Annotated in this window: 11 protein-coding genes; 5 read left to right on the top strand and 6 right to left on the bottom strand. The window is 53.4% G+C overall.

Features of this window, described 5'->3' with window-relative positions:
• Nucleotides 1–59: 59 nt before the first annotated feature.
• Both EGT74_RS17040 and EGT74_RS17045 read left to right on the top strand, forming a co-directional pair.
• Nucleotides 60–590 (top strand): SRPBCC family protein, encoded by a 531-nt coding sequence (locus EGT74_RS17040; RefSeq protein WP_123847780.1) that lies wholly within the window; start codon nucleotides 60–62, stop codon nucleotides 588–590.
• 156 nt (nucleotides 591–746) lie between these two features.
• Complete coding sequence (locus EGT74_RS17045) at nucleotides 747–1,175, top strand: VOC family protein (protein ID WP_123847781.1); 429 nt, start codon at nucleotides 747–749, stop codon at nucleotides 1,173–1,175.
• Nucleotides 1,176–1,246: 71 nt separating this feature from the next.
• On the opposite strand, the gene EGT74_RS17050 is transcribed toward EGT74_RS17045, so the two are convergent.
• The 4 genes from EGT74_RS17050 to EGT74_RS17065 are packed head-to-tail and all read right to left on the bottom strand — an operon-like array spanning nucleotide 1,247 to nucleotide 7,836.
• Entirely contained in the window at nucleotides 1,247–2,338 is a 1,092-nt protein-coding gene (locus tag EGT74_RS17050) for a PKD domain-containing protein (protein ID WP_123847782.1), read from the bottom strand.
• 11 nt (nucleotides 2,339–2,349) lie between these two features.
• Nucleotides 2,350–3,048: a fasciclin domain-containing protein gene (locus EGT74_RS17055; RefSeq protein ID WP_158618192.1), complete on the bottom strand. Its 699-nt coding sequence runs from the start codon at nucleotides 3,046–3,048 to the stop codon at nucleotides 2,350–2,352.
• Between the two features lie 27 nt (nucleotides 3,049–3,075).
• On the bottom strand, nucleotides 3,076–4,656 hold the full coding sequence (locus tag EGT74_RS17060; protein ID WP_123847784.1) for a RagB/SusD family nutrient uptake outer membrane protein: 1,581 nt from the start codon (nucleotides 4,654–4,656) through the stop codon (nucleotides 3,076–3,078).
• Between the two features lie 12 nt (nucleotides 4,657–4,668).
• A complete protein-coding gene (locus tag EGT74_RS17065) occupies nucleotides 4,669–7,836 on the bottom strand; it encodes a SusC/RagA family TonB-linked outer membrane protein (protein WP_246008236.1) in 3,168 nt (1,055 codons plus the stop codon).
• Nucleotides 7,837–8,212: 376 nt separating this feature from the next.
• On the opposite strand from EGT74_RS17065, the gene EGT74_RS27215 reads away from it, so the two are divergent.
• Complete coding sequence (locus EGT74_RS27215) at nucleotides 8,213–8,839, top strand: SWIB/MDM2 domain-containing protein (RefSeq protein ID WP_246008237.1); 627 nt, start codon at nucleotides 8,213–8,215, stop codon at nucleotides 8,837–8,839.
• Between the two features lie 213 nt (nucleotides 8,840–9,052).
• Here EGT74_RS27215 and EGT74_RS17075 read toward each other — a convergent pair whose 3' ends face one another.
• Nucleotides 9,053–9,532, bottom strand: coding sequence for a hypothetical protein (locus tag EGT74_RS17075; RefSeq protein ID WP_123847785.1), 480 nt, complete (start codon nucleotides 9,530–9,532; stop codon nucleotides 9,053–9,055).
• A 16-nt stretch (nucleotides 9,533–9,548) separates the two neighbouring features.
• A complete protein-coding gene (locus tag EGT74_RS17080) occupies nucleotides 9,549–11,249 on the bottom strand; it encodes a GMC oxidoreductase (RefSeq protein ID WP_123847786.1) in 1,701 nt (566 codons plus the stop codon).
• A gap of 154 nt (nucleotides 11,250–11,403) precedes the next feature.
• Here EGT74_RS17080 and EGT74_RS17085 point away from each other — a divergent pair, with 154 nt between their 5' ends.
• Nucleotides 11,404–13,842, top strand: a complete 2,439-nt coding sequence (locus tag EGT74_RS17085; RefSeq protein ID WP_123847787.1) for an outer membrane beta-barrel family protein — start codon at nucleotides 11,404–11,406, stop codon at nucleotides 13,840–13,842.
• Nucleotides 13,843–13,861: 19 nt separating this feature from the next.
• Complete coding sequence (locus tag EGT74_RS17090; RefSeq protein WP_123847788.1) at nucleotides 13,862–14,353, top strand: MarR family winged helix-turn-helix transcriptional regulator; 492 nt, start codon at nucleotides 13,862–13,864, stop codon at nucleotides 14,351–14,353.
• Nucleotides 14,354–14,464: the final 111 nt, after the last annotated feature.

Raw genomic sequence — 14,464 nt, forward strand, 5'->3', positions numbered from 1 at the left:
CGACACCATCCCTGCGATTTAACAACAGAAACCGTTAGATTGCATAAAATTTATCAACCATGAAAGTCCTGAAAAAGATCCTTATCGGCCTGCTGGTGCTGGTTGCACTGCTGGTGATCGTTTCCTTCTTCCTCCCTTCCACTTACAGCGTCAGCCGGACCTCCGTAATGAAGGCGCCGCCCGAAGCCGTGTTCAACCAGTTCAACGATTTCAACAACTGGCGGCAGTGGAACACTTTCGACGACATGTACAAGGAGATCAATTACACCACCTCCGACCCGTCTTCCGGTGTGGGCGCCAAACAAAGCTGGGTGGCCAACAAAAACGAGAAGGGCGTCATGACGATCGTGAAAAGCGAGCCCGGCAAGCAACTGGATTTTACCATCGCCTTTGAAGGATTCGACGAGCCGATGTACGGTTTTGTGAGCTTCGAGCCCGTGGCCGAAGGCACGAAAGTAACATGGACGGATAAGGGGAACATGGGCAACAACCCGATGTACAAGTACATGGGCCTGTTCATGGACGGTATGATGGGCGGCAACATGGAAAAGTCGCTCGACAACATCCGCAAAATGGTGGAGAATAAATAACCGTTTGTTAATGATATATCGAAACCTGCACTCTTGTGCAGGTTTTTTTGTGCCCTGTCGTAAATCACCCCTTATCTTGGCCCAAGTGCCCTCGCCTGATTCAACGGAGTATCGTAAGTTTGGGGTATTCAATTATCCACCAAAAAAGTAATCATCATGGCACACGTTAATCCTTATCTGACATTCGGCGGCAACTGCGAGGAAGCATTCAATTATTACAAATCCGTACTCGGCGGCGAATTCCTCACGGTAATGCGCTATAAAGACATGCCCGGCCCCCATCACCAGGACCCGGCAGACGACAACCTGGTGATGCACGTGGCATTGCCGATCGGCAAAAACTCATTGCTGATGGGCGGCGACCGGCCCAAATCTTTCGGCCCCGCCGAGCTCGGCAACGTGTTTTCCCTGGCCATCGATCCGGACAGCCGCGAGCATGCGGACAAGCTCTTTGAAGGCCTTTCCAGCGGGGGCAAAGCCGACATGCCCATGGGCGACGCTCCCTGGGGCGCGTATTTCGGCATGCTCACCGACAAATTCGGGGTGCAATGGATGATCAACTACGACGCCAACCCGAAACAGTAACGAACCGTTCAAACATAAAAAAGCCTCCGGTGTATAACCGGAGGCTTTTTTGTTACGGCGGTAATGCCGGATTATTTCAGGATGCTGCCGTCGTTCACGATGTATACACTGTTGAGGAATACAGTGGAAGAGGTCGCATTCGTGTTTTGTTTCGCCGGGATGGTAAGGCGGAACTCTTTCGCCACCGGGTCCTGGAAACCGGCATACGTTGCTTTCGCGTAGGCCAGCCAATCTTTGATGCCCGTGCTGGTAAACCAGAGCTGACCGCCTACATAAGCGTGGAACACATGGTTCGCGTCTACGGAAAAGGTGATTTTCTGTTCGGCGCCGCTGGCCATGGCGAAGGCCGGGAGCCTGCCGGTAACCGGGTTGAGGAGCGGCAGCGGTTTGGGCAGTGTGGCGGCGGTGTTGCCGTTTTCGCTGAACTGCTCAGAACCGCCGATTTGCGGAACGGCCGTGGAGAAACGAATGCGGTAGTTATTCCCGGTACCGCCCACGGTGGGGTATATTTCCCAGCGGATTTCGCGCAGGTAAGGAAACGAAGGGTTCGCTTCCGGCTGTTCGAAAATCATGGAAAAAGTGATGGGCTCGTTGGCCCTGAACGATTTTTTCCAGCCGAATTCAGCGCTGACGGAAAACGGTATCTTCAAAGGCACTACGTTGAGCGGTCTGCGGAAAGTGGGGATATTGGTGTCTTTCGCGTCAAACTCCATGATCGACTTCTTCGGGTCCGTATTCGCCACAAGGGTACGGTTGATATTCGATTCCGCCCAGCCACCGCCGGCAGTGGTAAAGGCATCCTGGAACTCGTCAAAGAAATACCGCACCACTTTCATCACGGTAGACCGGGAAGAAGTGTTCTTGCCGTTTTTGGCGGTAGCCGTAATCGTGTATTCACCGGGCGTGACAGGCGCAATCCAGAGATTTTCGAAAAGGTTCTGTGTTCTCCAGCCGTCGAATGTGCCGCCGGTGGCGGTCCAGCTGTAGGTGACATCATGCAGGTCGCCGGAGGTGGCTGCCCACACCGGCACTTTTTCCCCGTAATAAAACTCCTGACCGGGTTTGCTCAATGACACGATCTCAACCGGCTCATCTTTCTTGCACGCCACGATGGATGCGCACATCGCCAGGAACAACACCGGATAATATATCTTTTTCATCATGATCAGTTTAATTATTTGTTATTGTCGAATTGTGCCTTGGAGGGCGGAATCAGATACTTGTCCATTACATGCACCGGCGCGTTGGTGGCCTGCAGATTGGGCGTGCGCGGCCTTGTTTCCAGGTACCAGGTATGCGGGAAAAGGGCAAAATTGTTCAGGTAAAAGAACCCGTCGCGGTCGCCTTTCATATACACGTAAATCTTCGCCAGCGGATTGGCTTCGCTGGTGAGGTAAGTATCCAGCCACACCGGTTTGGAGGTGATGGTGGAATAATCCTGCCGGCCTTTCAGGATGTGATACCGCAGCAGGTCGGCCACCAGCTTTTTGTCGTATTGCGCCCAGCTGGTGCCGCTGAACGGTTTGGACGGATCCGCCGGGTTGGCGATTTTGTTCCTGGTGAAGAAACTCGTGGTATCCGTTTCCAGCTCGGTGAGCGCATTGTTGGTAAGCAACAGGAAGGTATTGCCGGTGCCGGCATACAGTGGCTTGATGTCTTTGTAAGCCGGGTCGGTATCTACATAATCGATCGCCGCCAGCATGCCGGAAAACAGGTCGGGCCGCGATTTCATGAAGTCCACCACGCTTTTGTTGAGTTTGTTATCGTAGTGAGACGGCGTATAGTCGTATCCCTCCTGCAACGGCAGCTTCTTACAGGCTGTAAAGGCAACGCACACAAGCAGGGCGGGCATTATTAAAAATATCTTTTTCATACACATTTCTGATTAACGTGAAAGTTATTATTCGTCGTAAGGCGGGTTCTGGTCGCCCACCAGCTTGCGGTTCGCATTAAACGCGTTGGAGTTGATCGGGAACAGGATCCGGCCCATCGCGTTCGGCGTATTGGCGTTGTTATCGAACAGCGTAGCGCCTTCGCGGGTAGCCAGCACGGGATTCATCATCTCACGCAGGTATTCGTAACCGGTGTTGGTGAAGTCGTACATCTTGTCGATACGGCAGAGGTCGAACCAGCGTTTGCCTTCGCCCAGCAGCTCGAACTGCCTTTCCTTGAGAATGATGCGCTCGATGCCTTTGATCTTATCCATGCCGGCCGGTACGTCCGCTTCCGTTGCTTTTACCTTATACCCTACTCTTTCCCTTACTTTATTCACAATGTCCAGCGCTTCCGTAAAGCGGCTTTTATGCGCCAGCGCCTCTGCGCGCAGCAGCATGATGTCCGCAAAGCGGTAGATGGGGATCTTTACGTTGCAGGTATTGTTGCCTTCGAAAATAAATTCGCCACCCGGTGCGGCTTTCCACAGGGAGAACTTGCCGAACTGCACCACATCGGTGGTGTATTTGGCCACGGAGTTATATTTCACGGTATCCCAGCAGAGGTAAAAACGGCCGTCGGTGGTTTTGCCGCCTTCGAGGTGGTTTTTCAGTTCCTGCCACAGATCCGGACGCAGCTTGTACTGGTGGGTGTTGGAGCCCGAGCCCAGTTTCTGGCATATGCCTACGCCCTGGTTACCTCTTTCCACATCGTTCCACCAGAGGTTGAAGATGGTTTCGGTAGAGTTTTCAGGGTTTACGAACATGTCTTTCCACTTCATATTGTCGGTAACCCAGGTGCATTTGCTTTCGGTGATGCAGTTCTGGGAAGCTTCCAATGCCGCATCATACTCCTGGAACCACATGTGCACGTCCGTTTTCAGGGCGTACACACCGCCTTTCTGGATGCGGTATTTCATCGCTTTGGTGGTGATGTCGTTGCCGATGATGGCCAGCGACGCATCGATGTCGTCGAGTATCCGTTTTTTAACGTCGGCGATCGGTGAGCGCGCAAACTGCACTTCCTGGTTCAGGTCTTCCACGGGCACCGTGAGCAGCGGCATCTTGCCCCAAACACGCAGGCCGTAGAAATAATACATCGCACGCAGCGCGTAACACTGCCCCAGGTAATCTTTGTACACATTGATGCCTGCATCGCGGTTCTCCGCGATCATCTCCGGAAAATACTTGATACCGAAATTGCAGAGGGAAATGCCCACGTACAGCTCGGTCCAGGTGGTAGTGCCGTTCAGGTCGGCGTCGTTGGCGGTGAGCGCATTCGACAACATTTTCACCTGCGCGTTACCGGTACCGGCCACCGTCATGTTATCGGAACGCACTTCGCCCCAGTCGAACCAGTTCAACCGCAGCACGGTCTGCAGCTGGTTGTATACGCCGGCCATCCAGGCTTTGGCGTCGTTCTGGTCTTTCCAGAAATCTTTCGGATCGCTGGTGGAAACAGGACTTTCATCCAGTGTTTTGTTACACTGCACACTGGCGATCATCATCAGTCCTGCAAAAAATATCGCGGTTAATTTGATTCTTTTCATACACTGTACTGATTAAAATGAAACGTTTACACCCATGCCCAATTCACGCCTGCGGGGGTATTTGCCCGGGTCGTCGCCGGGTTTCAATACGCTGCGCTGGTTTACTTCCGGATCAAAACCGGTGTACTTGGTCCATGTTAACAGGTTATTGCCGTAGATATACACATTCAGCATCTGCAGCCGTAGTCTTCTGCTGATATCGCCCGGCAGGGAATACCCCAGGCGGGCAGACTGCAGGCGGATAAAGGAGGCGTCTTCCAGGAAGGAGCTGTTGCCGCGGCGGGAGTTGTCCGCCGTTTTATCGCCGCCCCTGTAAGAATCGGTGATCTGGCCAGGATACTTCCACATGGTGTAGATATAATACGGTTCCGGCGTTGTGTTCGAGTTGGAGAATGAGGCCGTGTTCCGCCTGTTCTCGTTGTACACGTGGTTGCCGAAGTTGCCGTAGAAAGAAAATGCCAGGGTGAAGGTTTTGTAGGTGAAGGTATTGCTCCAGCCCATGCTCCAGCGGGGCTGCCCGTAACCGATGATCTTCCTGTCTTCGTTACCGATGTTGCCGTTGAGCACGCCTTTGTCATCGGGCAGGTTGGTCCAGATCACGTCGCCGCCTTTGGATACCTTGCCCGCCGCCGTCATCTGTTTCACGTCGCCGGTATATTTCTGTCCGTCGGGCGTGTTGTAGCCGGTGAGGATGGGCTGCATGTTTTTGCCGATGATCACGTTGCCCTGCGCATCGCGCTCGAACTGCGGGATGAGGCGGGTTTTGTAATCGGATGACCAGGCGTTGCTCTGGTCGTACTCGTAAATTCCCTGGTATTCATAACCAAAGAAGTTACCGGCTTCCATGCCCTGGCCAACATACCAGATATCATCCACGTAGTCGCCGCCGGGCAGGCGGGTGATCTCGTTCCGGATTTTGGTCCAGTTCACGTTGGTCATCCACTGGAAGTCTTTCGTGCGGACGGGGTAAGCCGTCACACCCAGCTCGATACCGGTATTTTTGATGCTGCCGGCGTTGGTGCGCACCTTGCCGGGATAACCCGCTTCGAGGGGTAGCGGCGCGTCGTACAGCAGGTCTGAAGTATGTTTTTCGTAATAGTCCGCAACAAAGTTGATGCGGCCGTTCAGGAAAGTCAGGTCGATGCCCAGGTCAGGCTGAATGGTTTCTTCCCATTTCAGCGACGGGTTGCCGAGGCGGGTATTGGTTCTGATGCCGCTCACGCCGTTGTAACGGTATTCCCCGAAAATGAACTGGGTTTGCGCATCATAGTCGCCGATGGCCTGGTTACCTGTAACACCCCAGCTGGCGCGGATTTTACCGTCGGTCAGGATCTTAGACAGGCCTGCCATGAAAGGCTCGTCGCTGAAGCGCCAGCCCACGGATACGGAGGGGAAGCTGCCCCAGCGGGTATCGCGGCCGAAGCGGGACGAACCGTCGCGGCGGATGAGCGCGTTCACGAGGTAGCGGCCTTTATAGTCGTATCCAACCCTGCCGAAGAAGCCCAGCAGCGAGGAGTTGGTACCGGAGCTGTACAGGTCCGCCAGGGAAAATTCCTGCGCAGCGTTGAACGTTTCCACGGATTCCGTTACAAACCGGCGGCCGGCGATATTGGTTTCCTCGAAAGTGTTTTTTTCATAGTTCATCCCTGCCGTGGCGCTCACGTTGTGCACTTTATCGAACGTCTGTTTGTAGGTCAGGAAAACGTTCGACTGCGTTCTGATCGGCAGCGAGGTGTTTTCGGTAGCCGTGGCTACGGGGTCGCTGGTGAGGTCCACCAGCTTCGATGTAAAGCGGTTTCGTTTCTCCAGTTCGAAGTCCGCAGACGCGTCGCCGTGCAGGTTCAGGAAAGAGGTGATGGCGTAGTCGAACGACTGGTATACGGTTCCGCGGTAAATATTCGATATATCCTTACGGAGGTAAGCTTCCGCAATCGGGTTTCTACGGCCGCCGCTGTTATACACATATTCCCCGCTGGGCGTGTACAGCGCATGATGCGGCGGGCGTTGCAGCGCCTGGCGGATCACGTTGCCTTCGTCCGTGTTGCTTCTGTCCTGGAAGCCTGCGAACAGCCGCGTGGCCATGGTCAGTTTTTTATTCGGCCTGTACTCCACGTTGGTACGGAAGGAGAAACGTTTGTTGTAGGTATTGAGGATGATGCCCTCTTCCGAGAGGTATTGCAGGCCGGTGTAATAGTTCAGCACTTTGGTGCCGCCTTTCACGCCGATGTCGAACTGGTTTTTGATGGCGGTCTGGGTGATGAGGGCCTGGTAATCGTTGTCGGCGTTTCTGTTGAATGCGGTGGAATCGTCCGGTTTCGGATCCAGGCCGATATTGGCGCGGCGATCGTAGATCTGCCTTTCGAGGCGGTTGGACTGCGGCACCCTGTTAGCCAGTTTCGACCAGCTGCGGAAATAATCAAAGCTCACCTGCGGTTTCCCTTCTTCCCCGCGTTTGGTGGTGATGAGCACCACGCCGTTGGCGGAGCGGGAACCGTAGATCGCAGCCGAGGCAGCGTCTTTGAGGATTTCGATCGACTGGATATCTTTCGGGTTGATGGAATTGATATTGTTCATCGTCACACCGTCTACGATATAAAGCGGTTTTACGCCTGCGTCCGAGAGGGTGGAGAGGCCGCGGATGGTAATGTCCTGCTCCGAACCGGGGGCTCCGGAGCTGCTCATGACCCTGACGCCGGGCGCTGCGCCCTGGAGGGCGTCGAACACGCTTACCGGCTGGCGCTCTTCAATCGCTTTCGCGCTGATGGAAGTGATGGCCGCCGTTACGTCTCTTTTTTTCTGTGTGCCGTAGCCCACCACCACTACGTCGTTGAGCGTGGAAATGCTTTCCAGCAGCGTGATGTTGATGGTGGTACGGTTGCCTACCGGTTCTTCTTTGGTGGTGAAGCCGGTCATCGAAAACTGGAGGGTGGCGCCGGCAGGCACCGAGATGGTGTAATGGCCTTCCATATTGGCGGCCACACCCTGTTTGGTGCCTTTTACGGTCACCGTTACACCGGGCAGGGAATTGCCCTTTTCATCCTTGACGGTACCCTGTACTTTTACGGTTTGCGCAACTGCGGCGGCACTCACCGTCACCAGCAGCAGCAGCAACATCGAAAGCGGCAACAGCCACTTCCTGGCGTAAAAGAGGCGGGGATTCGCGCTCATACGTTGTCTCATAAGGGAATTACTTTAAAATTTTGAAAATTGATACAGGAGCTGTTGATTACTATTTATTCGATTGATCAGGTGGAATTGGCAAGATGGGCAGGGCAAGCACCCCGCAGTTGCAGCATAGTTCTCCAGTCATAACGTGTTACTCTTTCTTTTTTTTAAACATTCATAGATCCGGTCCTTTTGATACCGTTTCATGCAATCGTTTGCATTTTGTGGCAAAAAAATAACGGCATTGTCCGTTCTGTCTACGATCAGTTGTACTGCCTGCGGCAGCCCTTATTTTACGTGATTTGTAAGTAAGATCTGAAAGTTATCCCCAATTCCAATTTCCGCGGATAAGTCCGTAAGTTGATTTTGGTTAGTTAGCACTTTTTCACTCGTGGAACCAACATTATGGCGTAAAAGTCAGGTAATTCGCCTGAAATTCCTTGTCGTTTATTCACCAATACTTGTATTTTTTTCACACCTGGCGGGCCGATCGGAGTACCGGGAAGGTAAAACCGCGGCAGTGATCCTCATGCGGCCGGCGGGGAACATTTCCCTGCGGGCCGCATTCAAACGGCCCGGAAAGGACCGGATTTTGGAAACGTTTGCACTTCGTTTCCCTGTTTTCCCTTCATTTTTATGGCATTGGGGCATAAATTTTGCACCCGCCCTATGCAACAATATATTACATTGCAGTGTTAACGAACTTAAAATTTACCTCACAATGGCAAAAGCAGTAAAAAAAGCAGCTACGGCAACTAAAAAAACAGCGGAAAAATCCAATTCAGGGTTCATGGCCCCCCTCACCCCCAGCCCTGCACTGGCTGCCGTGATCGGCGATGCTCCTTTGGCTAGAACCGCCATTGTTAAAGCGATCTGGGACTATATCAAGGCACACGGCCTGCAGGACCAGAAGAACAAGCGTATGATCAATGCAGACAGCAAACTGAAGCCTGTATTCGGCAAAGACCAGATTTCGATGTTTGAACTGGCTAAACTGATCAACCAGCACGTTAAATAAGCGGATACGCTCAAGAAATGCCCCTGCTGCCGCCAGCTGTTCCCGGTTGGCGGTCAGCAACCAGGGTTTCCCCTCTCCTCCCGGCATTTGTTCTGTTTGCCGGTGAATTTTCCTGCACGATGCTCCCGGGATTCAACCCGGAGGGCAGTCTCCTCTTCGACGCTTTTCGATACATCCCAACCGGCGCCGGCCGCAGGATGGAACGCTCGTGATTCACCAAACAACGTTGTCCGTATAAACTTTATTGAAGTAATCGGAGAAAGGCCTCCCCAGTTTCATTTTGAGGCTGTCGATATCCAATTCCCAGATTGCTGCGTTTTCACACCATGGGTCAATCAGGATTTGAAGTGTTTTTTCACCGATCTGACGGACATCGAAAACTCCTTTTATATCTATTTTAGTGCAGACATCTTCTTTCCAGACTGTGAACCGATCATCGCCTCCCATCACCGCCCATTTGCTGTCGTGGCTGATTAATCCACAGGTTGCATCTCCATAAAACCAATCCAAATAGGTTACCTTTTCTGTGTTCAAATGCAGCAGATAACCGTTTTCTGCAATACTTATCAATATCAGCGCCTCGCTTTCACCATATTTTATCAAACTGCTTCCACCACCGCCTGAACGGGAGCCGGTGGCCGGCGTTTGCCGTGCGCCATTTATTAAACTCCGGAATAATTCCATGTCTTCCATGCTGCTATTCTCCATTCTACAACGACTGCCGCTTCAGCTCCTGCACCGCATAATCCGCCGCGCGCGCCGTGAGCGCCATATACGTCAGCGAAGGGTTCTGGCAGGCGGAAGAAGTCATACATGCGCCGTCGGTTACAAATACATTCTTCGCGCTGTGCACCTGGTTCCAGGCATTGAGCATCGACGTACGGGGATCGCGGCCCATGCGGGCTGTGCCCATTTCGTGAATGGCGCCGCCGGGGTAAGAATCACGCTGGAACGGTTTTACATCTTTTAATCCGGCCGCCTCCAGCATTTCCGCGGCATCCGCGTCCATATCCACCCGCATTTGCCGCTCATTCTCCTTAAACTCGCAGTTGAATTTCAGGACCGGCTGGCCCCAGGTGTCTTTCAGCGAATGATCGAGCGTTACCTGGTTTTCATAATACGGCAGGCATTCGCCAAAGCCCATCAGGCCCATTTGCCAGGGCCCGGGCTCCGACAGGTAATCTTTGTAGGAAGCGCCGATACCAAGCTCCGCAATGCCCCGCGACCAACCGGTGCGGCTGCTGGAGCCTGAATAACCGAAACCACGGAGATAGGACCGTTTGTCTGTGCCGATATTCCTGAAACGGGGAATATAAAAACCGGCGGGACGCTGGCCGTAATAATATTTATCGGCAAACTCTTCGGAAATACCGCTGGCGCCTGCATGGAAATGATGGTCCATCAGGTAGTGCCCCAGCACGCCATGATCGTTGCCCAGCCCTTGCGGGAAGCGTGATGAAATGGAATTCAGCAATATAAACGTACTCCCCAGTGCGGATGCGTTCAGGAAAATTATGCGGGCATAATATTCGGTGACGGCTTTGGTGTGTTTGTCGATCACCCGCACGCCGGTAGCTTTACCTTTTTCTTCGTCGTAGATAATGGAGTTTACGATCGAATCGGGCCGGAGGGAGAGATTGCCGGTTTTGACGGCTGCGGGAAGGGTCGACGACTGCGTGCTGAAATACGCGCCGAACGGGCATCCCATCGCACAACGGTTCCGGTACTGGCACTTTTCGCGGTCACCGATTCTTTCGGTGAGATTGGCGGTGCGGAAGATGGTCATTTTCCGGCCGGGATAAGTGGCTTCTATCCGTTTTTTCGTTTCCTTTTCAAAACAGTTCATCTCCATCGGCGGCTGAAACACCCCATCGGGCAGATGCGGCAACCCTTCGGCCTGACCGCTGATGCCCGCAAATGCTTCCACATGATCGTACCAGGGCGCCAGGTCTTTGTAGCGGATGGGCCAGTCGATCCCCATCCCGTCTTTCGCATTGGCTTCAAAATCCATCTCACTCAGCCGCAAAGACCCTCTCCCCCACATGATCGAACGCCCACCCACGATGTCGGGCCGCGTCCAGTCGAAACGTTTTTCTTCGGTATACGGACTGTCGGCGTCCTTCATCCAGTAACTTTCATTGAACTCGCTGTATACCCGCTCGCGGATGAGGTACGGATGAGATTTTTTCTGTTCCGTCGTCAACCTCCCGCGATGCTCCACCTCCCACGGCGCCTTCACGGCATTCGTATAATCCTTGATATGCTCCAGCTGCCGGCCGCGTTCCAGCATCAATACTTTCAGCCCCTTTTCGCAGAGCTCCTTGGCAGCCCAGCCCCCGCTGATGCCGGAGCCTATCACGATGGCATCGTACGTGTTCGCGGGTTTCGCCTTCAGGTTCAGGTTGATCATAATATCGTATCAGCTTTCGAGAAATATAGTAAAAAACCATGGCATGTTCCCGGCGTCGGCTCGATAATTTTATGTAAGTAGTTACATTAAATACATGAACGGTAGCAGAAATAGTCCGCCACCGGCCTAATTTCGCATAAAAAGCCCCGACCAGATGAAGACGACCAAGATCCGCGTATTTCTTTTGTTGATGTATGTAACTACTTACGTAAATAACCTGCAGGCTCAAAACCCGGTGCAGCATTACGCCGTCAAAGGGCGTCTTTCCGGCCAGGGCGCACTCCAGGAAGTAGTGATCCAGCTGCTGCACCCGGCCGGTAAAAAACTGGTGAAAGTGGAATATGCAGACAGCGCAGGCAATTTTACCTTCGACCGCATTCCAGCCGGCAATTACATCATCACCACGCAGAGCATGGGCTTTGCACGCTACGAGTCGGCTCCTTTCAGCCATCAGCAGCATACACAGCTGGGCACCATCGCGCTGCAGCCCCTCACCACCACCCTCAGGGAAGCCGCGGTAACGGCCAACAGGCCTTTCATCCAGCAGCGTTACGATAAAACGGTGCTGAACGTATCGGCTTCCATCTCCGCGGCAGGCAGCTCTGCGCTGGAAGTACTGGAAAAAGCCCCGGGCATCACCATCGACCAGAACGATAACATCGCCATGCGCGGCAGGCAGGGCGTGCAGGTGATGATAGACGGAAAACTGGTGCCCATGAGCGGACAGGACCTTGCGAATATGCTCCGCAGCATGTCTGCCAGCCAGATAGAAACCATCGATCTGATCACCAATCCTTCCGCCAAATACGATGCGGCCGGCAATTCAGGGATTATCGACATACGGTTGAAAAAAGGTAAAAGCACGGGAACCAATGGCAATATTACCCTGAGTGCCGGCCAGGGCGTGTATCCGAAACTGAACCCTTCCTTTAACTTCAACAGCAAACACAAAAAACTGAACGTGTTTGCCTCGTACAGCTACAACTATCGCCGGGATTTCAACGATCTCACCATCTACCGCGATTTTTATAACAACAAAGATGAAATAACGGGGAGCATCAACTACGACAACTATTTCAAGTTACGCGTATCCTCCCACAACGCGCGCGTGGGAGCCGATTATAACATCAACCGGGATATCACGGTGGGCGTGTCGGCAAACGGCATCTTCACCAATATCAACGTAGGCTCCAACAGCGTGGCGCAGTCGTACGACGCGCAGCACCAGCAGACCGGTTCCTTTACCACCCTCGGTAACAACAGCCCGGCGCGCAACAACGGCAGCCTGAACCTCAACTATAAACATACGCTGGATACGACCGGCCGCGAACTGACGGCGGACCTTGATTATGCCCGTTTTTCCAGCGGTGAATTGCAGGACTACCACACCGCTTATTTCGACCTGAACATGCAACCGTCCAGGCAGCCTTATGTGCTGTTCGGTGATCTGAACGGCGACCTGCGCATCAAATCCGTTAAAGCGGACTATACCCAGCCATTGCGTCGCATCGGCGCCAGGCTCGAAGCGGGCCTCAAAAGCAGCTGGGTAACGTCGGATAACGATGTGAAGTTCTATAACCGCAGCAACGGCGGCGATGTGCTCGATCCGGGCAAAAGCAACCAGTTCATCTACGAAGAAAACATCAACGCGGCTTACCTGAATGCTTCTAAAAAATGGAAGAAACTCAGCCTGCAACTGGGCTTGCGGGTGGAAAACACCAATGCCAGCGGCTTGCAGGTGACCACCAACGAAACCTTCGACCGGAATTATACGCAACTGTTCCCGAGCGGCTACGTAGGGTATGCCTTTAATGAACAGCACGACCTCGGGCTGTCGCTCAGCCGCCGCATCAACCGCCCGTCGTATCGCCAGCTGAATCCTTTCAAGGTATTCCTTGACCCGCTGACTTCGTCTTCAGGCAACCCTTTCATCAATGCCGAAACCACGCAATCCGTGGAGCTGACGCATACTTTCCGGCAGCTGTACACCACGAAAGTCGGGTTCAGTCGTACCAAAGACAACATCCTGATGGTGCTGGCACCCGATGCGGAACCGAACAGCGTATTGCAGACCTTCCGGAACCTGGCGCTCTACGATTATTACAACATCAGCCTCAGTGTGCCCGTTACCGTTGGCAAATGGCTGAGCAGCACCAACAATGTAGTAGCGTATTACGGCCATTATAAAGGCAACGTGGTGAACACCGACCTGAACGTGAGCCGCGTGGCGTTCAACATCAATTCCAGCAACACCGTCACCCTCAATCCCAACACCTCCATGGAAGTGATCGGCACCTATCAAAGCCGCTCCTATTACGGCTTCCTCGACGTGGACGGTTATTGGGCCGTGAACGTGGGCGCACAGCGGCAGTTGTGGAAAAAGAAAGCCTCGCTGAAACTGAACGTCAGTGATGTGTTTTTTACCAATAAAACCCGTGCGGTGACGCGCCTCACCGGGTATGGAGAACGCTTTTTCCAGCTCAGGGACACCCGCGTGCTCACCCTGAGCTTTACGTATAAATTCGGGGGGAGTCAGCCAGGCGCCAGAAGAAGAACCGGTGGTGCGGAAGATGAGAAACGCCGGGCCGGATAAAATTGTATAAATTTAGCGTATGAATCTGGTGACCGAATTAGAAGAACTGGCACTGGCCACCCGCCTGAAACGGCTGGCGGAGCGCCTTTCGCAGGATGTAAGCAGGGTATACAAAGAATCAGGCCTCGATTTTGAGGCCCGCTGGTACCTGGTGCTGGAGTTGCTAAGCCGCCAAAAGGCGATGAGTATTACGGAAGTATCTGAATCCCTGCAGCTCAGCCACCCTGCCGTAGTGCAGTTCACCGACCAGCTGCTGACGCGCGGCCTCATCAAAGCCGCGGCCGACGAAAAAGACGCGCGCCGCCGCATCATTTCCCTCACTCCGGCCGGCAAACAAATGCATAAACAGATCGGCCCCATTCTCGACGTGATCAGGGAAGAAAACAGGAAGTGGCTGGCCACCGCCTCCGCCAACCTTCTGCAGGTTCTTTCAGAACTTGAAAAATCGCTGGATGAAAGAAGCATGTTCAAACGGATAAAGATCGCGCTGCTGGAAAAATCGGAGCAGTAGAGGTTCGAACCGCCTTGTAATGGCGGGCCTGAATTGCTTATGCTGCCTTTAACGGTGCTTATTTTCCACGCATTGACGGTCAAGGGTATTCACTGCATTTCTATACTGCCA

This window comes from Chitinophaga lutea, from assembly GCF_003813775.1.
Classification (GTDB): domain Bacteria; phylum Bacteroidota; class Bacteroidia; order Chitinophagales; family Chitinophagaceae; genus Chitinophaga; species Chitinophaga lutea.

Bases quoted from the DNA above. Each gene is read 5' to 3' on its own strand.
- EGT74_RS17040 (WP_123847780.1), top strand. From the start codon at position 60: ATGAAAGTCCTGAAAAAGATCCTTATCGGCCTGCTGGTGCTGGTTGCA.
- EGT74_RS17045 (WP_123847781.1), top strand. From the start codon at position 747: ATGGCACACGTTAATCCTTATCTGACATTCGGCGGCAACTGCGAGGAA.
- EGT74_RS17050 (WP_123847782.1), bottom strand. From the start codon at position 2,338: ATGATGAAAAAGATATATTATCCGGTGTTGTTCCTGGCGATGTGCGCA.
- EGT74_RS17055 (WP_158618192.1), bottom strand. From the start codon at position 3,048: ATGAAAAAGATATTTTTAATAATGCCCGCCCTGCTTGTGTGCGTTGCC.
- EGT74_RS17060 (WP_123847784.1), bottom strand. From the start codon at position 4,656: ATGAAAAGAATCAAATTAACCGCGATATTTTTTGCAGGACTGATGATG.
- EGT74_RS17065 (WP_246008236.1), bottom strand. From the start codon at position 7,836: ATGAGACAACGTATGAGCGCGAATCCCCGCCTCTTTTACGCCAGGAAG.
- EGT74_RS17075 (WP_123847785.1), bottom strand. From the start codon at position 9,532: ATGGAAGACATGGAATTATTCCGGAGTTTAATAAATGGCGCACGGCAA.
- EGT74_RS17080 (WP_123847786.1), bottom strand. From the start codon at position 11,249: ATGATCAACCTGAACCTGAAGGCGAAACCCGCGAACACGTACGATGCC.
- EGT74_RS17085 (WP_123847787.1), top strand. From the start codon at position 11,404: ATGAAGACGACCAAGATCCGCGTATTTCTTTTGTTGATGTATGTAACT.
- EGT74_RS17090 (WP_123847788.1), top strand. From the start codon at position 13,862: ATGAATCTGGTGACCGAATTAGAAGAACTGGCACTGGCCACCCGCCTG.